Below are 16,409 nucleotides of genomic sequence, written 5' to 3' on the forward strand. Positions count from 1 at the left end.
CTCCTGAAAAAAACTTTTTCCTCTACAAAACAATTGCCGTTGTATTTTTTACCTCAGAGATCATGAAAGAGCTGTGTGTACTTGCAATATGCTGCAATGTGGTAAGTTTTGTAAGCATAAAATTACGATAGTCTTCCATATCTTTTACCCCGATTTTTAAGATATAATCGTAGTCTCCGCTTACGTGAAAACATTCGGTCACTTCTTCTAAATTCATCACTTCTTTTTCGAACTGCAGAACGTATTCTTTTTTGTGCTGAGCGAGTTTGATATGACAGAGCACAATGAAATTTCGTTGGATTTTATGCCTGTCCAGAATCGCAACATATTTTGAAATCACTCCCGTATTTTCGAGTTTCCGGATGCGTTCATAAACAGCCGTAACGGACAAACCTAACTTATGAGACAGTTCTTTGGTGGTTTGTTTGGAATCTTCCTGCAGAAAAAGGAGCAGTTTTTTATCCGTTTCATCAAAATTCATAGATAAATTTTAGTCAAAAGTTTATTAAATTCAAATATAATAAACTTTTTTTCTATCATTTAAAAATATGATAGATTTATAATCTGATAATTTAAATTTCTGTTGTAATAATTCTGAAGGTTATTCATATTTATAGCATAAAAACTTAAACGATATGAACGACTTTAACGCAGCCAACGAAATACAGGATTTGCAATATTTCGGTGAATTTGGCGGAGTAAACCCATCGATTTCCGACAGTTCTACTTATACTTTTCTTTCTGCGAAAACGATGTTCGATACTTTCGAAGGAAATGCAGAAGGATGCTATTTGTATTCAAGACATTCTTCTCCGATGAATCTGTATCTTGCGCAGGCTTTAGCCAAACTTGAAAATACAGAAGCGGCAAACGTTACCGCATCGGGAATGGGAGCGATTACTTCGGTTCTGATGCAGGTCTGCAAAAGCGGAGATCATATTATTTCGAGCAGAACAATTTACGGCGGAACGTATGCTTTTATGAAAAATTTTCTTCCGCCGTTCAATATTCAGACGACGTTTGTAGACATCAATAATTTTGAATCTGTTGAAAACTCAATTACTGAAAACACAAAAATCATCTACTGTGAAAGTGTGAGCAATCCGCTTTTAGAAGTTGCTGATTTAAGAAAACTTTCTGAAATCTGTAAAAAGTACAACTTAAAGCTGATTGTAGACAATACTTTTTCTCCGCTTTCTATTTCGCCAAAGCTTTTGGGCGCAGATATCGTGATCCATTCTTTAACGAAATTTATCAACGGAAGCAGCGATACCGTTGGCGGAGTGTACTGTGGAACTCAGGAATTCATTAACGATACGAAAAACGTGAATAACGGAGCATGTATGCTGTTGGGACCTACGATGGACAGTCTTCGTTCTGCAAGTATTCTTAAAAACCTCAGAACGCTGCACATCAGAATGAAACAGCACAGTTATAACGCAATGTATCTTGCACAAAGATTTGAAGAAGACGGATTGCGTGTCTCTTATCCCGGATTAAAATCTCATAAAAACCACGAACTGATGAAAACGATGATGCACGAAGAGTACGGATTCGGTGGTTTGCTGACTTTAGACGCGGGAACCACAGACAAAGCCAATGAACTGATGGAATTAATGCAGCAGGAAAATCTGGGTTATCTTGCGGTAAGTTTAGGCTTTTATAAAACTTTATTCTCATGCTCAGGAAGCTCCACTTCTTCTGAAATTCCGGAGGAAGAACGTGCTGCGATGGGAATTTCCAATGGACTGATCAGATTCTCAATAGGTCTGGATCACGACATCGAACGAACGTATGAAAAGATGAGAGAATGCATGCTCAAAACAGGTGTTCTCAGCCATGAAACCATCTCCATATCCTAATTATTGTAAAAAAAGCTGTTGTTGATTCGACAGCTTTTGTTTTTTTAACCGCAAATGTTATAGAAGATATTTTGTATGCTAATTTTTGCAGCATTTTAAAAGCTAACAAAATATATTTTTTTTAGATAAGTTCCGCACCTAAAAAGCAATATTTCTGTAATCGAAAATCATAGTTTTTTTAACGCAAAGTTTAATTTTAAATACCCATTATTTAAGAGAGCAAAGAAGAATCAACAAATTGCTTTGATGAAGCGTATTTTCAAGCTTTGCGTAGCAAATTTATTTGCCTTTGCTGACTAAAATTAAAGCTTTGCTAAAAAATCTTTGCGTCAAAAAATTTACGCTAAAAAGTAAAGCATCAAAAATTTTAGTAGTAAAATCAAACTTTATGAAAATGTTTCGGGAAGGCGTCTTCGGGTTTCATCCTTAAAATATTCAGTAAAATCCACGATTTTAAGAAGCCATAACCGTAGGAAAACATCTGGATGTAGGTTGAAATAACCGCCATTCCGGCAATGCTGATGTTTTTGGTCACCCATAAAGCGTGGAAAAGAACCATAAAAGTATATAACCCATAAAATGCAAGAATAACGCCTTTCCCCAAAATGAAATATTCTACAAAGCCCATGATGTAGCCCAACATAAATAAGGTAGGAAATGCGAACGAAATCTTCACATAATTCGGATGTCTCTGATTAAGAATAGGTCTTGCACAACCAAACTGATAGACCTGTTTTGAAAACTTTCCGAAATCTACCCTTCGTTTGTGATAGACTGCAATATCATCGAAAAAAGCAGTCGTAAAACCATTTTCCCAAAGCGTCATGGAAAGATCCGGATCCTCTCCTATTCTCATTTCTGAAAAACCTCCTACTTTTTCAAAAATCTCTTTTTTTACGCCCATATTAAAGCTTCTGGGCTGAAATTTTGAAACCGCTTTTTTACTTCCTCTGATTCCGCCGGTCGTAAAAACAGAAGTCATGGAATAAGAAATGGCTTTCTGCATTAAATTAAAACCTTTATGCGCCTTATCTGCTCCTCCAAAAGCATCACAGGGAATTTCAAGAATATCTTTTTTGATATTTTCGATGTAATCGTTCTCTACAATCACGTCGCTGTCTACAAAAACAAGCCATTCGTTTTCGGCTCTTCTTGCCCCGTAATTTCTCGATAAGCCGGGTCCTGAATTATCTTTTCGGAAATATTTAATGGTTAAAAAATTTTCGAACTTTGAAATCGTTGGTTTTAAATCGATTAATGAGCCGTCATCCACGATAATGATCTCAAACTCTTTGTCTGTCTGTGCAGTAAGAGAATTCAGGAGTTCAAAAAGTTCGTCTTTACGATTAAAAATAGCAACGATAATGGAAATGGTAGGCTTCAAATCTGAAAATTTTTCAAAATTACTTATTCGGGAAGGAATGAGCAAAAAGATTTTGGAAATTAACAGCTTAATTTTAGATGATAAATAGCAACATTAGACCTCAATAATTGATTTTTGAGTATTTTTGACCTTTAAACATAAATGTGATGAGTGGTTTTAGAGAATTTAAATATTCTATTATAATTTTTATTATTGGCTTAATTACAACTTCCTTTATTTTTATACCCTCATATTGGTTATTTAATATTCATCCTTTTCCTCCAAAATTTGGATTCGGAACATGGATATTTGCCATCTTATTTACATTAATTCCTGCTTATTCTATTGAGATGAAATTCATCCAAAAATTTAGGCTTAGTGAAAAAAGAAAAGATATCATTTTATTTTCATCGCTGCTTTGTATTTTAATAATACAATTTGGAGTTATGAATCTTATGAACAGTTACAAAGAAGATGTAAAGGCAAAAACTACTACAGTAGAAAAGATTTATGAATCAAGAAGTCCCAAATTATTTATTGAGAAATTTGAGGTCATCAATGAACCAATTATTTATAAAACGATAAAAGAAAACACAAATAACGGAACCCGTTATTTACAGATTTATTTTCTGTACCATTTTATTCCTAATAGCAATACTTATTATTCTCTGAAGTTTGAAGAACTTTCTGATACAAATTTTATTCCCGAAGAAATGCAAATGGGTATATTTATGAACAGAATTAAATCTGAAATGCAAAACTATGATTTTCAAAAAATAAAAACATTCAAATATCTTACTATAACAGATCCTGATTATGATAGCTATGGCAAAGCAGTATCCGATTATTCAGGGGTTTTTCTACAACCTATTAACAAAAAAGATGATGAAGATCTGTTTTTGGGAGCTAAAATTATAGTCGTAGGATTTTTACTCTATTTAGTCATTTTTTTACTTTCCAGAGTCGAGGATTGGAAATAAAATTAAACAAACAGTCCTGATTTAAAATAAATCCACAAAACCAAAGAAATAAAAAAAGACATTACAGAAACACTGAAAAAAAGCCACTGAAAAACACTCTTGAAATAGTATTTTTCTAAAGAATGTAAAACAAAAAATAATAAAAATGAAATAGCAACTCCAATAAGTGAAGCAACAATTAATGTCTGAACATATTTTTCAGAAGACAATGGATCTTTGAATACGAAAAAAAATAAAACTCCCGAAGAAAAAAGAAATACTGCACTTACTTTTTCTGTAAAATACTTTTTTTTCTTTTCATTTTTTGGCTTTTCGTGATAACTAAGATCTGAAGAAGAATTACTTCCAAACAATTCCAAAGCATCGAATACAATGTCTAAAATATCCAGAAAATTCCAATTCATGGCTTGAGTTTTTTTGACAAAAATATATTTTTTATTTAAAAAATCATAAAAAAACCTTCCACAAATAGAAGGCTTTTAAAATTTACACATCAATAAATACTGAGTTCAATAGGATTATATCTCTTCGCTTTTTCTGAACTTTTCTTTATTAATAATTGTCTTGTTTCCTCATCGCCTATATGTTCTAAATATTTGTTAGGATTGCCCATTTCTTTTCTTTTGTAATCAAAAATTTTTTGTTTCTGTATGGCTTCTGCTTTTGAATTCATGTTTGCGGACTTGCAGAGATATTTTCTTTTTCCAAATTTATACAGTGTAAAAACATAATCTTTTTTGTCATCGAAAACCTCTAAAATCAATCCCGGTAATTTACTGAATTTGTAAGGACCATAAGGAAAAGGTATTTCATTTGTGAAATACGCAGTCCACGTTCTGCCATATTTTTTAGCCGTAGCTTTTTGACATTTATATTTTCCGATTTTTTTATATTCATTTTCCAACTTCCAATTCATATCATTACTTTCTTCATATTTATAGTTCTTCCCTGAAATGGGTACGGTAACATATATCTTAGCTGAGGTAATGCCTATATTTTCATCAAAAGGAGTAAAATATCTCAAATAGTCATTATAACTACTTTTATCATTTAATTTTCTTTCATATTTTAAAGAATCACTGACATATTTATTTAAATTTTTAAAATACGATTCTTCCCTGTTCATCAATAAAGCAAATGCCGCATCCTGAGTAGGTGCATTGGGTATATTCTGGTCTTTATAAACTAATTTATAATCTGCTTCATATTCCACATTAAAAGGCGTTTGAGATTTACCGATAATCGAAATAAAAATGACGCAGAAAAAAAGTACTTGTTTCATTGGTTTATTTTAAAAGGCAATCCCTATTAACGGACTGCCTTATTTATTAATGTGAGTAAATTATAATATGAGATGGCCAAACATCGCATAAATCATAATTAATTTGCGCTAGATAATTTGCTAATTGTTGGTTAGTCATTCCTCCGGTTCCTATAACTTCTACTGTTGTTTTTCCACAAGATGGACGGAATGGGAAGGCAAATACAGTTGATATTCCTAAAAATACCATACCAAACATAAGTGCTTTTTTCATAATTGTTTTTTTTAATTGTTGATAAAAATTTCCTTTAAAGTTCTTCCGGAAAACTTTCATACAAATCTATATCCCTAACTAATAAAAACCAAATTTAAATTATTCGAATTTATTCGCATAATTTTGTTTTATATTTGTGAAAAATATTTCTATGATAAAAGAAAAATTAATCAAGGCAAGAAAAGAAAGAAATTTCTCTCAACAGGATATTGCCGAACATCTTAAAATCAGCCAAACTCATTATCTCCGTAAAGAAAAAGGTGAAGTTGAGATTAAAGATGAAGAGTGGGAACGCATCGCAAAATTACTGGATGTAGAAGTAGATGATATTAAACAATCTGAAAAAGAGAATTCAATTCATCAAAACTTTGAAAATAATTCCGGCAACTATATTGGAAGCAATAATGTATACTGTAACGTTCCGGAATACCTGCTTGAAAACCAACAGGAATATATTTCCTTACTGAAAAAAGAAATTCAGGAGTTAAAAGATAGAATTGCAAAGCTGGAACAGAAATAAAAAAACCTTCCACTTCCGGAAGGTTTTCACTTTATTTTTCTTCTAATTTATGAATTTTCTTCGTTCCCTCATACATTTCATACTGCAAAAATCTGGTTTCCAGTTTTCCGTTGAAAAGCTTGATTTTTCTTGACGGACGAAGACCGATTTTCTTCACCGCTTCCAGATCAGAAGAAATCAGCCATGCCAATGTATTCGGATAATGAGTTTTGAAAGTGTCGCCTATTTTCTTGTAAAAATCATCATCATTAATAGAAATTCTTTCGTCGTAAGGCGGATTGAAAACCATTAACAAAGGGAAAAGTTCTTTTTTGGAATCAAAGAAATTCTGTTTCTTCACTTCAATTACATCTTCCATTTCTGCTGCTTCAATGTTCATTCTTGCCGCATTCAGCATTCTTGCATCAATATCGTAGCCAACGATCTTTCCGGTAAATTCTTTCACCCTGTTGATTCTGAATTCTTTAATCTTGGTAAAAAGCTCCGCGTCATAATTTTTCCAGTTCTGGAAAGCAAATCTCCTTCTGAAAATCTGCGCCGGAAGATCCAAAGCGATCATTGCCGCTTCTATTAAAAGTGTTCCCGAACCGCACATCGGATCAAGGAAATTACCTTTTCCGTCCCAACCAGCCAGTTGAAGCATTCCGCTTGCCAGAACTTCATTAATCGGAGCTTCTCCCTGCTCTCTTCTGTATCCTCTCTTAAATAAAGGATCTCCCGAAGAATCCAGAGAAATCGTAATCAATTCTCTGTCGATATGAAGGTGGAATTTAATATCCGGATTTTTGGTTTCTACATTCGGACGTTTTTTGAATTTTTCCTGAAAATAATCCACTATTGCATCTTTCATTTTCAGCGTTACAAACTGAGAATGCTTGAATGTTTCGGAATTTACCGTAGAATCAATTGCAAAAGACTGATCCACATCCATAAATTCTTCCCAGTTGAATTTAAAAAGCCTGTCGTAAAACTGGTGCTGATTGAAAGCTTTAAATTCATGAATCGGAACCAAAATTTTTAAAGCTGTTCTCGCAGAGTAATTGATCTTGTATAAAAATCCTAAATCTCCTTCACAGTTTACCGCACGGTTTTTAACCTCAACATTCCTTCCGCCCAGTTTTTTAATCTCTTCTGCCAAGATCTGTTCCAGTCCGAAAAATGTTTTTATCTGAATCTGTATATTTTCTGTATTCATTCTGCAAAAATAGCAATTTTAGTGGTTGGTTGTCAGTTTATAGTTTATACAAATCACTGCAACTACAAAAACCATGGGTTTGCAACAACAGACAATCGCCCAAAAAACACTATTTTTGCAGAATGGAATGGTTTGAATCTTGGTTTGATACCCCTTATTATCATGTACTGTACAGCAACAGAGACTATACAGAAGCGGAAAATTTCATCACAAAACTTACTGCCGAACTGCAGCTTCCGCCGAACTCAAAAATCATCGATCTCGCTTGCGGCAAAGGAAGACATTCGGTTTTTCTTAATAAACTCGGGTATGATGTTTTGGGACTTGATCTTTCCAGACAGAGTATAGAATTCGATAAGCAGTTTGAGAATCAGACCTTGCTTTTTGATGTTCACGACATGAGAAACCCGATTGATGCAGATCCGATGGACGCTGTTTTCAATCTTTTTACGAGTTTCGGATATTTTGATAATGAAAATAACGACAAAAAAGTATTCCAGTCGGTTTATAATGCATTAAAACCGGGCGGATATTTTGTTCTGGATTATCTGAATGAAGAATACGTAAGAAAAAGCATTGTTCCGGAATCTGCCATCGTTCGTGGAGATATTGAGTTTAAAATAAAAAAGAAAATCGAGGGAAGACATATTGTAAAAGACATTCAATTTGAAGCAGACGGAAGACCTTATCATTTCTTCGAAAAAGTAAAACTTCATACGTTGGATGCCATCAATTCTTATGCTGTAGAATGCGGTTTCGAAAGAATAAAAATCTGGGGAGATTATCAACTGAACGATTTTAATAAGGAAACTTCTCCGCGTTGCATTAATTTATTCAAGAAAAAATAATGATTACCGTACTTTTACTGGTTTTAAGCGTTATTACAGGAGTATTTCTTGGAAAACATTTCGGTAAAAAAGAAAAACTGGCAAAAAATCTCCTGATTTTAAGTGCCGGATTTTTGATTACCATTTGTCTGAATGAAGTATTTCCACAGGTTTATACCTCAGAAACAGGAAACAGTCTTGGAATTTTCGTGATTGCCGGAGTTTTGCTGCAAATGATTTTAGAAGCTTTAACCAAAGGTTTCGAGCACGGACATTTTCATCATCACAGCGAACATAATATTCTGCCTGTTGCTTTAATGGTGGGACTTTTCATTCATGCTTTTATTGAAGGAATTCCTTTGGCGAATGAAGAACAGGAGTTATCGCCTTATCTTTTAGGAATTGTTTTTCACAATCTTCCGATATCGTTTATTTTGGGAGCATTTTTATTTAACCGAAAAGATGAATCAAAATCTACTCCTTCCTATCCTTCCCTGCTGATTGTTGCCCTTTTTGCTTTGGCTTCACCAATGGGAATGCTGCTCGGAAATTATTTCAATCCCGATCTTCAGCCTTACTTTCTGGCGATCGTAGGAGGAATTTTCCTGCATATTTCTTCGGTAATTATTTTTGAAAGTAATAAAAACCATAACATCGACTGGCTAAAAATAGGGCTTGTGATTTTAGGGGTTTCATTGGCGTTGGTTATGCATCTTTTTCACAGTCATGCTCATTAATGATAACAAAAGACTGTTGAATATATTAAATAAAAAGCTCCGAATTTACGTTCGGAGCTTTTTTATAGGTTTTATTACTTTAGATTAGAATTTCCATCCAAGTGTAATAAAGAAATTGTTTCTTACGTTTTTAACATCCGACACCGCAAAAGCATCACTTGAAATTAAACGGCTTGGCGAATAATATCCTGCTTCGTAATTACCGTCTACATTACCGTACAAGAACGGATTGGTGTATTTTGAGGTAATGTTCTGATAAGAAGCATCAATATAGAATGATTTGAAATCATATCCCAAACCTACAGATAAAGCATTTCTGTCATTTAGAATAAGATTGCTGTACGATTGATTTTCATCCACTCCTCCACTGTTGGAATATCTGTTCACCGTTAAAGCATCAAACGGACTTGAAGCGTAAGAATACCCTCCTCTCAGTCTGAATTGCTTAACTCTGTACTCTGCACCGATCTTTACTTCAGATAAATTTTTGTAATTTTCTTTAAAGAAGTCATTCAGCTCCGTTTCAGCATCTCCGTACACTTTGTATTTAGGCTTTGTTAAACCTAATGTATAATCTACGTTCAAAGCAAAACTTTTACTCGCAATAAATGCAGCACTTACTGTTGCCTTTAAAGGAGTGGTTAATTTTCTGTTCTCAATAGCAGTATCATCTCCGTAAATAGGATCATTGTAGAAATTATAGCTTCTGTCGATATCCCAGAAAGTCGGAGTTTCTAAAGCGGCTCCCAATCTGAAATTAGGACTTAATTTTCCAATTACCCCCAATGAAGCTGAAAAACCGTTTCCTTTTTCGTAGAAAGGAGTATTCTGCTTACTGAAATATTCAGAGCTTCCATCAGCCAAAGAATTAAACATTGCTGTATCCGACTGATCTATTGAAGAATTAAAGAAATTTAATCCTGCTCCTAAATACAAATTATTATTATAGTTAGCTCCTACTCCAACACTTGTTTTGGATGAATATCCATATCTGTCATAGGCATGTCTTCCAAATGAAGAACTTTTTCCATCAGGAAAATCATATACTAAATTGCTGTTTCCCGGAGTTTCAATATAATTCTCAATTGATTGGTTAGAATAGTTCACCCCGATATTGATGAATTTCCATGCACTTTCACTTAACAACTGAAACGTCATTACAGCTCCTAAGTTTCCAAGATCACCTTTATTGATGCTGTATCCGTAAGAAGAACCTGCATAAGTAGAGGTATTCTTATTATTTGTAATAGATAATGTTCCGGAAATTTCCCCCGAAATTGCCACCCCTAACCCCGCAGGATTGGTAAGCAGCGAATTCGCATCACCTCCTAAAGCACCATTGGAACCTCCCATCGCATTAAACTTAGCGGAACCTATATTTGGAGCATTAGAATAAACATCCACCGTATTTCTAATCACAGAAACATCTTGAGCCTGCGCAAAAAATGCAGCAGAAATGCTCATTATTGCTAAAGATTTTTTTAACATTATTTTTTGAATAGTTATTACTTTTTAAAATTATCTGCCACCACGGAAACCGCCTCCGCCGCCACCGCCGGATCTGAATCCGCCGCCGCTGCTTCCTCCGCTAAAGCCACCGCCTCCTGATCTGAAGCCGCCGCCGCTGTTGGAATTATTAAAGCCTCCGTTATTTCTGAAGCCTCCGTCATTATATCTTGGCTGAGATTGTTGTGGGTAATTGTAGCTTTGTCTAGGCTGGCTCTGATTTGGATTTCTAAAGCCTCCCTGAGGTCTTGTTCCGCTCTGGTTTGGATTTCTGAAACCTCCATTTGTATTTCCTTGTCTGAAACCTCCTGCGTTACCAGAATTTCTGAATCCTCCATTATTTGAACCTGAATCTCTGAATCCGCCCACGCTGCTGTTGCTTCTTCTGAATCCACCGGAATTTACGCCATACTTGCTTGCAAATCCGCCGTTATAAGTATTGAAACCTCTTCCGTTAGAGCCACTTCTTCTGTACATTGGTGCGTAATATCCGCCACCCCAATATCCGCCGTAGCCCCAATAAGGATTACCATAGTATCCGCCCCAACCCCAATATGGATTGTAGCCCCAGTATGGAGAATATCCCCATCCCATGTTCCAGCCGGAGCCCCATCCCCATGAGCCTCCCCATCCCCAGGAAAGTCCAAGATTCCAGCCGCCGTAGCCGCCCCAACCCCAATAAGGATTGTAGCCGCCATACCATCCTCCCCAACCCCAAGGAGAACCCCATCCCCATGAATTGTCGTAATAGTTGGTCTGGCTTCCTGCGTAGCTTCCCCAGTCTGAATCTGTAGCTGTAGTATTCCAATTATAATTATTCCAGTCGTTGTATCTTCCTTCTTTAGCATTGGCTTCAGCATTTTGAATCACATTGGAATCATCCTGATAATAGTTGTAATCTTCTCCGACTCTGTTTCCTCTGTCGTTGATGATTACGCCTTCAGGTAGTGTATCTTTATTCGGGTCGTAATAAACGCCATCTGTCTCGCTGTAGCCACCCATCTGAGCGCCGCAAGACACAAGTAATAATCCGCCTGATATTGCCAGAATCCCTTTGGATTTTAACATTCCGAGCAAATTTTTATGTATATTTCTTTTCATGATAACGTAAAAATTTTTAAATTAAATTATATTTGCAATCTGTACTAAAAATGTACCAAAATACGGTTACAAAAATCTATCAAAAATAGATTTTTATTTTTAGATAACAATAACATAAAAAAGTTAAAAAAATTTTAAAAAATAATGGCAAAATTAACCTCAAGAAGCGAAGATTACAGCAAATGGTATAATGAGTTGGTGGTAAAAGCCGACTTAGCTGAAAACTCAGGAGTACGAGGATGCATGGTGATTAAACCATACGGCTATGCGATCTGGGAAAAAATGCGTGACGAAATGGACAAAAAATTCAAAGAGACAGGTCACGTTAATGCTTATTTCCCGCTTTTTGTGCCCAAAAGCTTATTTGAGGCTGAAGAAAAAAACGCAGAAGGTTTTGCTAAAGAATGTGCAGTTGTAACCCATTACAGATTGAAAACAGATCCGGACAATCCTTCAAAACTTATTGTAGATCCGGATGCAAAACTGGAAGAAGAACTTATCGTTCGTCCCACTTCAGAAGCAATTATCTGGAATACTTATAAAAACTGGATCCAGTCTTACAGAGATCTACCTATATTAATTAACCAATGGGCGAATGTTGTCCGTTGGGAAATGAGAACACGTCTTTTCCTGAGAACGGCAGAATTTTTATGGCAGGAAGGACATACTGCTCATGCTACAAAAGATGAAGCAATTGAAGAAGCTGAAAAAATGAATAAAGTATATGCAGATTTTACAGAGAACTTTATGGCAATTCCTGTAATTCAGGGATTGAAAACACCTTCAGAGAGATTTGCAGGAGCAGACGAAACCTACTGTATTGAAGCATTGATGCAGGACGGAAAAGCTTTACAGGCGGGAACATCTCACTTTTTAGGACAGAATTTTGCAAAAGCATTTGATGTGAAATTCACGAATAAGGAAGGTAAAATCGAACACGCATGGGCAACATCATGGGGAACTTCAACGCGTTTGATGGGCGCTTTGATTATGACGCACTCTGATGATTTCGGATTGGTACTTCCTCCTACTTTGGCTCCGATTCAGGTTGTGATTGTTCCGATCTTTAAAGGAGAAGAACAGTTGGCGCAAATCAGCGAAGTGGCTTTAGATATTCAGGCTAAACTGAGAGCAAAAGGAATTTCTGTGAAATTTGATAATGATACACAGAACAAACCGGGCTGGAAATTCGCTGAATATGAACTGAAAGGTGTTCCTGTAAGAATTGCAATGGGACCAAGAGATCTTGAAAACAGATCTGTGGAAATTGCCAGAAGAGATAACTTAACGAAAGAAGTCCGTTCTATTGACGGTTTAGATTCTTATATTGAAGAATTACTGAAAACCATTCAGCAGGATATTTATAATAAAGCATTTGAATTCAGAAAAAATAACATCACGAAAGTAGATACTTATGAAGAATTCAAAAAGGTTTTAGAAGAAAAAGGAGGATTCATTTATGCACATTGGGACGGAACTGCCGAAGAAGAAGAGCAGATTAAGGACGAAACTAAGGCAACGATAAGATGTATTCCTCTGGATGATGATATTGAAGAAGGAATTTCGTTAATTTCCGGTAAACCATCAAAAAGAAGAGTTTTATTTGCAAAAGCTTATTAGAACTTAACATAAAATTATTAAATCTGCAAAAATTTCAGGAATTTTTGCAGATTTTTTTTTAAAATCAACATTTGGACTATTTTTTGTTTAAATTTATCTTAACATTAATCTTTAAAATAAATTTATTATGTCTTTAAATGTTATTGATTTAATTAAAGGACAATTAGGTCCTGCTTTAGTGTCTCAGGCTGCATCACAGTTTGGGGAAAGCGAGTCCGCTATTTCAAAAGCAATCGGAGTTTTATTACCTGCTGTTGTGGGAGGTTTAGCAAACAATTCAGACAATCCTGCCGTTTTAGATGCAATTTCAGGAGCTTCTTCCAATGGAATTTTGGGCAATCTGATGGGAGGTTCTTCCAACAATTCTATCATTTCCAGTCTTTTATCATTAATTTTTGGTGATAAGTTAAGCGGAATTGTAAACGGAATTGCAACCTACGCAGGAATCAGCAACAATTCGTCAAGCTCATTACTAAATCTGGTGACTGGTGCAACCATCGGTTCTGTAGGAAAATATGCTGCCGACAACAATCTTGACAGAAATGGAATCTCAAGTTTACTTAGTGATCAGAAAGGTATTATTTCTACACTTTTACCTGCAGGACTTTCTCTGGCATCTTTAAATATGGGTGATTGGGACTGGGCTAAAGGATACAAATTCGACAATGATAAGGATACCATTAAAAATCCTGTTTCCGAAGAGCCGAAAATTGAGGTAACAAGAAGTACAGCGCCTAACGGAACCTTCCCGGAAAGAAACAACAATGAAGGAGGCGGATCTATCTGGAAATGGTTGCTTCCATTATTGCTTTTAATAGCAGCAGCTTATTTCATCTGGAAACAATGCGAGAAAAAAGAAACAACTACAACGACTACTATGACGGACTCGGGTAAAGTAGTTACAGACACCGTAAATGCTAAAACATCAGATACAGCTTCAATGAAGTCTGCAAGCGCTAAAGTTGATGAGAATATCGACTTAAACGGTGTTACTTTAAAAGGATACAAAGGAGGAATGGAAGACAATATGATTGCATTCTTAAAATCCGGAGGTTATAAAAATGCTAAAGATGATGCTGCTTTAAAGAAAACGTGGTATAATTTTGACCATGTAAACTTTAAATTGGGAAGTGCTACAGAACTTGAAGCAGGATCTGAAGGACAGCTTCAGAATTTAGTGGCTATTTTAAAAGCGTATCCTGAAGCAAAAATAAAAATTGGCGGTTATACAGATAAAACCGGAGACGAAGCTAAAAACCTTAAGCTTTCTGCAGACAGAGCCAACTATATTAAGACATGGCTTGAAAAACAGGGAGTTGGACCACAGGTAACGGGAGCAGACGGATATGGAAGCGAGTTTGCAACAGTACCTGCATCTGCATCTAATGAAGAAAGAGCGGTTGACAGAAAAATGTCTGTACGATTTACAAAATAATATTTAAAACATAAATCAGAATCCCGGAAATTTTTCAGGATTTTTTGTTTTCTAATATTCTCCGTTTTCATTTATTTAATTATATTTGTTAGTCATTTCTAACATTTATGAATCTGAAATTAAAAGCCGCGTGGCGAAAAGATAAAACATCTCATTCACTATCCGAAGTATATTCTTCGGTAAAAGTTCCTAAAAATGCAAGTTTCTGGAGAAAGTATCTTGCGTTTGCAGGTCCCGGATTAATGGTTGCCGTAGGATATATGGATCCCGGAAACTGGGCTACAGACATTGCAGGAGGTGCACAATTTGGCTACACTCTGCTTTCTGTCATTTTAATTTCAAATATTTTCGCAATGGTTTTGCAGCATCTGTCTGTGAAATTAGGAGTGGTTGCGGAAAGAGATTTGGCACAGGCTTGCAGAGATCATTTTAGTCCGGCAACCAATTTTATTCTTTGGATATTCTGTGAAATTGCCATTGCGGCGTGCGATCTTGCAGAAGTTATCGGTTCTGCCATTGCACTGAACTTACTTTTTCATATTCCTCTTACTTGGGGAATTGTCATCACCACCATTGATGTTCTTTTCATTCTTCTCCTTCAGTCAAAAGGTTTCCGATGGATCGAAAGTATTGTCGGCGGACTGATTTTTATTATTCTCGCCTGTTTTGTGTATGAATTGGTTATTTCTAAACCTGCTGTTAATGAACTTTTAGCTGGTTTGATTCCTCAAAAAGAAATCATTCAGAATCCCGCCATGCTTTACATTGCGATCGGGATTTTGGGAGCTACCGTGATGCCTCATAATCTGTACTTGCACAGCAGCATTGTTCAGACCCGGGATTACGAGCGTACACGAGAAGGTAAAAAAGAGGCTATCAAATTTGCAACTTTAGACAGTACGGTTTCGTTAATGCTTGCATTTTTCATTAATGCTGCAATTCTTATTCTGGCGGCCGCAACTTTTCACACAACAGGAAATAAAAATGTTGCCGACATTCATGACGCCTATAAGATGCTGACTCCGATTTTAGGAGCTTCAATGGCAAGTATTGCTTTTGCGATTGCTCTTCTCGCTTCGGGACAAAATTCTACGCTTACCGGAACGCTTGCCGGACAGATTGTAATGGAAGGTTTTCTGAACATCAGATTAAAACCATGGTTGAGAAGGCTGATCACGAGACTAATTGCTGTAATTCCCGCTCTTATTGTGGCTATTCTTTATGGCGAAGAAGGAACTACGGATTTATTGGTTTTAAGTCAGGTTATCCTTTCGATGCAATTAAGTTTTGCAGTGGTTCCGCTTGTTATGTTTACAAGTGATAAAGGTAAAATGGGGGAATTTGTGAATAAACCTTTCATGAAAATCTGTGTCTGGATTATTTCGTTTATTATTATTATTCTGAATGTTTATCTTCTGTATCAGACTTTTTTCGGGAAATAGTTTAGGAACAAAATAATTTTCTTTTTAGATTGACATCAGTTTTGGTCAATATATTTAATTAATCATTGTGCTTAATTTTTAACGCAGAGTCTTCAAAGATTTTTAAAGACTCATATCCATTTTTAAGTTTACTAAGCCGTTCTACTTAGCAAAGAACTCAAAGGTTTTTCAATGATGACAAATTTTGGACTATCATTATTTTTTTCAAATCTGATGTTTGTAATGCTATTAAATTTATCGCATAACAGATTTCCCAATATTTAAAATACGACTTCAACTCTAGCCC

16 protein-coding genes are annotated in these 16,409 nt (G+C 35.5%); 8 read left to right on the plus strand and 8 right to left on the minus strand.

The window, feature by feature from the left end; genetic code table 11:
- Window positions 1-22 precede the first annotated feature (22 nt).
- Window positions 23-481, minus strand: coding sequence for an Lrp/AsnC family transcriptional regulator (locus QWT87_RS20120; RefSeq protein WP_087708027.1), 459 nt, complete (start codon window positions 479-481; stop codon window positions 23-25).
- Between the two features lie 154 nt (window positions 482-635).
- On the opposite strand from QWT87_RS20120, the gene QWT87_RS20125 reads away from it, so the two are divergent.
- The gene (locus QWT87_RS20125; RefSeq protein WP_302718423.1) at window positions 636-1,862 is read left to right on the plus strand and encodes an aminotransferase class I/II-fold pyridoxal phosphate-dependent enzyme; all 1,227 of its coding nucleotides are present in this window, start codon (window positions 636-638) and stop codon (window positions 1,860-1,862) included.
- 379 nt (window positions 1,863-2,241) lie between these two features.
- Here the strand turns inward: QWT87_RS20125 and QWT87_RS20130 are convergent, their stop codons facing one another.
- On the minus strand, window positions 2,242-3,246 hold the full coding sequence (locus QWT87_RS20130) for a glycosyltransferase (RefSeq protein WP_302718425.1): 1,005 nt from the start codon (window positions 3,244-3,246) through the stop codon (window positions 2,242-2,244).
- 146 nt (window positions 3,247-3,392) lie between these two features.
- On the opposite strand from QWT87_RS20130, the gene QWT87_RS20135 reads away from it, so the two are divergent.
- Complete coding sequence (locus QWT87_RS20135) at window positions 3,393-4,205, plus strand: hypothetical protein (protein WP_302718427.1); 813 nt, start codon at window positions 3,393-3,395, stop codon at window positions 4,203-4,205.
- 2 nt (window positions 4,206-4,207) lie between these two features.
- On the opposite strand, the gene QWT87_RS20140 is transcribed toward QWT87_RS20135, so the two are convergent.
- The 3 genes from QWT87_RS20140 to QWT87_RS20150 form a co-directional block, all read right to left on the minus strand.
- Complete coding sequence (locus QWT87_RS20140) at window positions 4,208-4,609, minus strand: branched-chain amino acid ABC transporter substrate-binding protein (RefSeq protein ID WP_302718429.1); 402 nt, start codon at window positions 4,607-4,609, stop codon at window positions 4,208-4,210.
- An 89-nt stretch (window positions 4,610-4,698) separates the two neighbouring features.
- The gene (locus tag QWT87_RS20145) at window positions 4,699-5,487 is read right to left on the minus strand and encodes a GLPGLI family protein (protein ID WP_302718430.1); all 789 of its coding nucleotides are present in this window, start codon (window positions 5,485-5,487) and stop codon (window positions 4,699-4,701) included.
- Between the two features lie 46 nt (window positions 5,488-5,533).
- Window positions 5,534-5,740, minus strand: coding sequence for a hypothetical protein (locus QWT87_RS20150; protein WP_288460651.1), 207 nt, complete (start codon window positions 5,738-5,740; stop codon window positions 5,534-5,536).
- A gap of 151 nt (window positions 5,741-5,891) precedes the next feature.
- Between QWT87_RS20150 and QWT87_RS20155 the strand changes: the two genes are divergently transcribed.
- Complete coding sequence (locus QWT87_RS20155) at window positions 5,892-6,260, plus strand: helix-turn-helix transcriptional regulator (RefSeq protein WP_302718432.1); 369 nt, start codon at window positions 5,892-5,894, stop codon at window positions 6,258-6,260.
- 31 nt (window positions 6,261-6,291) lie between these two features.
- Here QWT87_RS20155 and QWT87_RS20160 read toward each other — a convergent pair whose 3' ends face one another.
- Entirely contained in the window at window positions 6,292-7,455 is a 1,164-nt protein-coding gene (locus QWT87_RS20160) for a THUMP domain-containing class I SAM-dependent RNA methyltransferase (RefSeq protein WP_302718434.1), read from the minus strand.
- Window positions 7,456-7,577: 122 nt separating this feature from the next.
- Between QWT87_RS20160 and QWT87_RS20165 the strand changes: the two genes are divergently transcribed.
- Entirely contained in the window at window positions 7,578-8,303 is a 726-nt protein-coding gene (locus QWT87_RS20165) for an SAM-dependent methyltransferase (protein WP_302718436.1), read from the plus strand.
- Window positions 8,304-8,305: 2 nt separating this feature from the next.
- On the plus strand, window positions 8,306-9,019 hold the full coding sequence (locus QWT87_RS20170; protein WP_302718447.1) for a ZIP family metal transporter: 714 nt from the start codon (window positions 8,306-8,308) through the stop codon (window positions 9,017-9,019).
- Window positions 9,020-9,103: 84 nt separating this feature from the next.
- Here QWT87_RS20170 and QWT87_RS20175 read toward each other — a convergent pair whose 3' ends face one another.
- Window positions 9,104-10,483, minus strand: coding sequence for an OmpP1/FadL family transporter (locus QWT87_RS20175; RefSeq protein ID WP_302718438.1), 1,380 nt, complete (start codon window positions 10,481-10,483; stop codon window positions 9,104-9,106).
- 54 nt (window positions 10,484-10,537) lie between these two features.
- Entirely contained in the window at window positions 10,538-11,626 is a 1,089-nt protein-coding gene (locus QWT87_RS20180; RefSeq protein ID WP_302718439.1) for a prolyl-tRNA synthetase, read from the minus strand.
- Between the two features lie 144 nt (window positions 11,627-11,770).
- Between QWT87_RS20180 and proS the strand changes: the two genes are divergently transcribed.
- The 3 genes from proS (at window position 11,771) to QWT87_RS20195 (ending at window position 16,123) form a co-directional block, all read left to right on the plus strand.
- Entirely contained in the window at window positions 11,771-13,246 is a 1,476-nt protein-coding gene (gene proS / locus QWT87_RS20185; protein ID WP_302718441.1) for a proline--tRNA ligase, read from the plus strand.
- Between the two features lie 127 nt (window positions 13,247-13,373).
- Entirely contained in the window at window positions 13,374-14,681 is a 1,308-nt protein-coding gene (locus QWT87_RS20190) for an OmpA family protein (protein WP_302718443.1), read from the plus strand.
- Window positions 14,682-14,788: 107 nt separating this feature from the next.
- Window positions 14,789-16,123 (plus strand): Nramp family divalent metal transporter, encoded by a 1,335-nt coding sequence (locus tag QWT87_RS20195; RefSeq protein ID WP_302718445.1) that lies wholly within the window; start codon window positions 14,789-14,791, stop codon window positions 16,121-16,123.
- Window positions 16,124-16,409: the final 286 nt, after the last annotated feature.

The organism is Chryseobacterium urinae (assembly GCF_030518295.1).
GTDB classification, from domain to species: Bacteria; Bacteroidota; Bacteroidia; order Flavobacteriales; family Weeksellaceae; genus Chryseobacterium; species Chryseobacterium mucoviscidosis.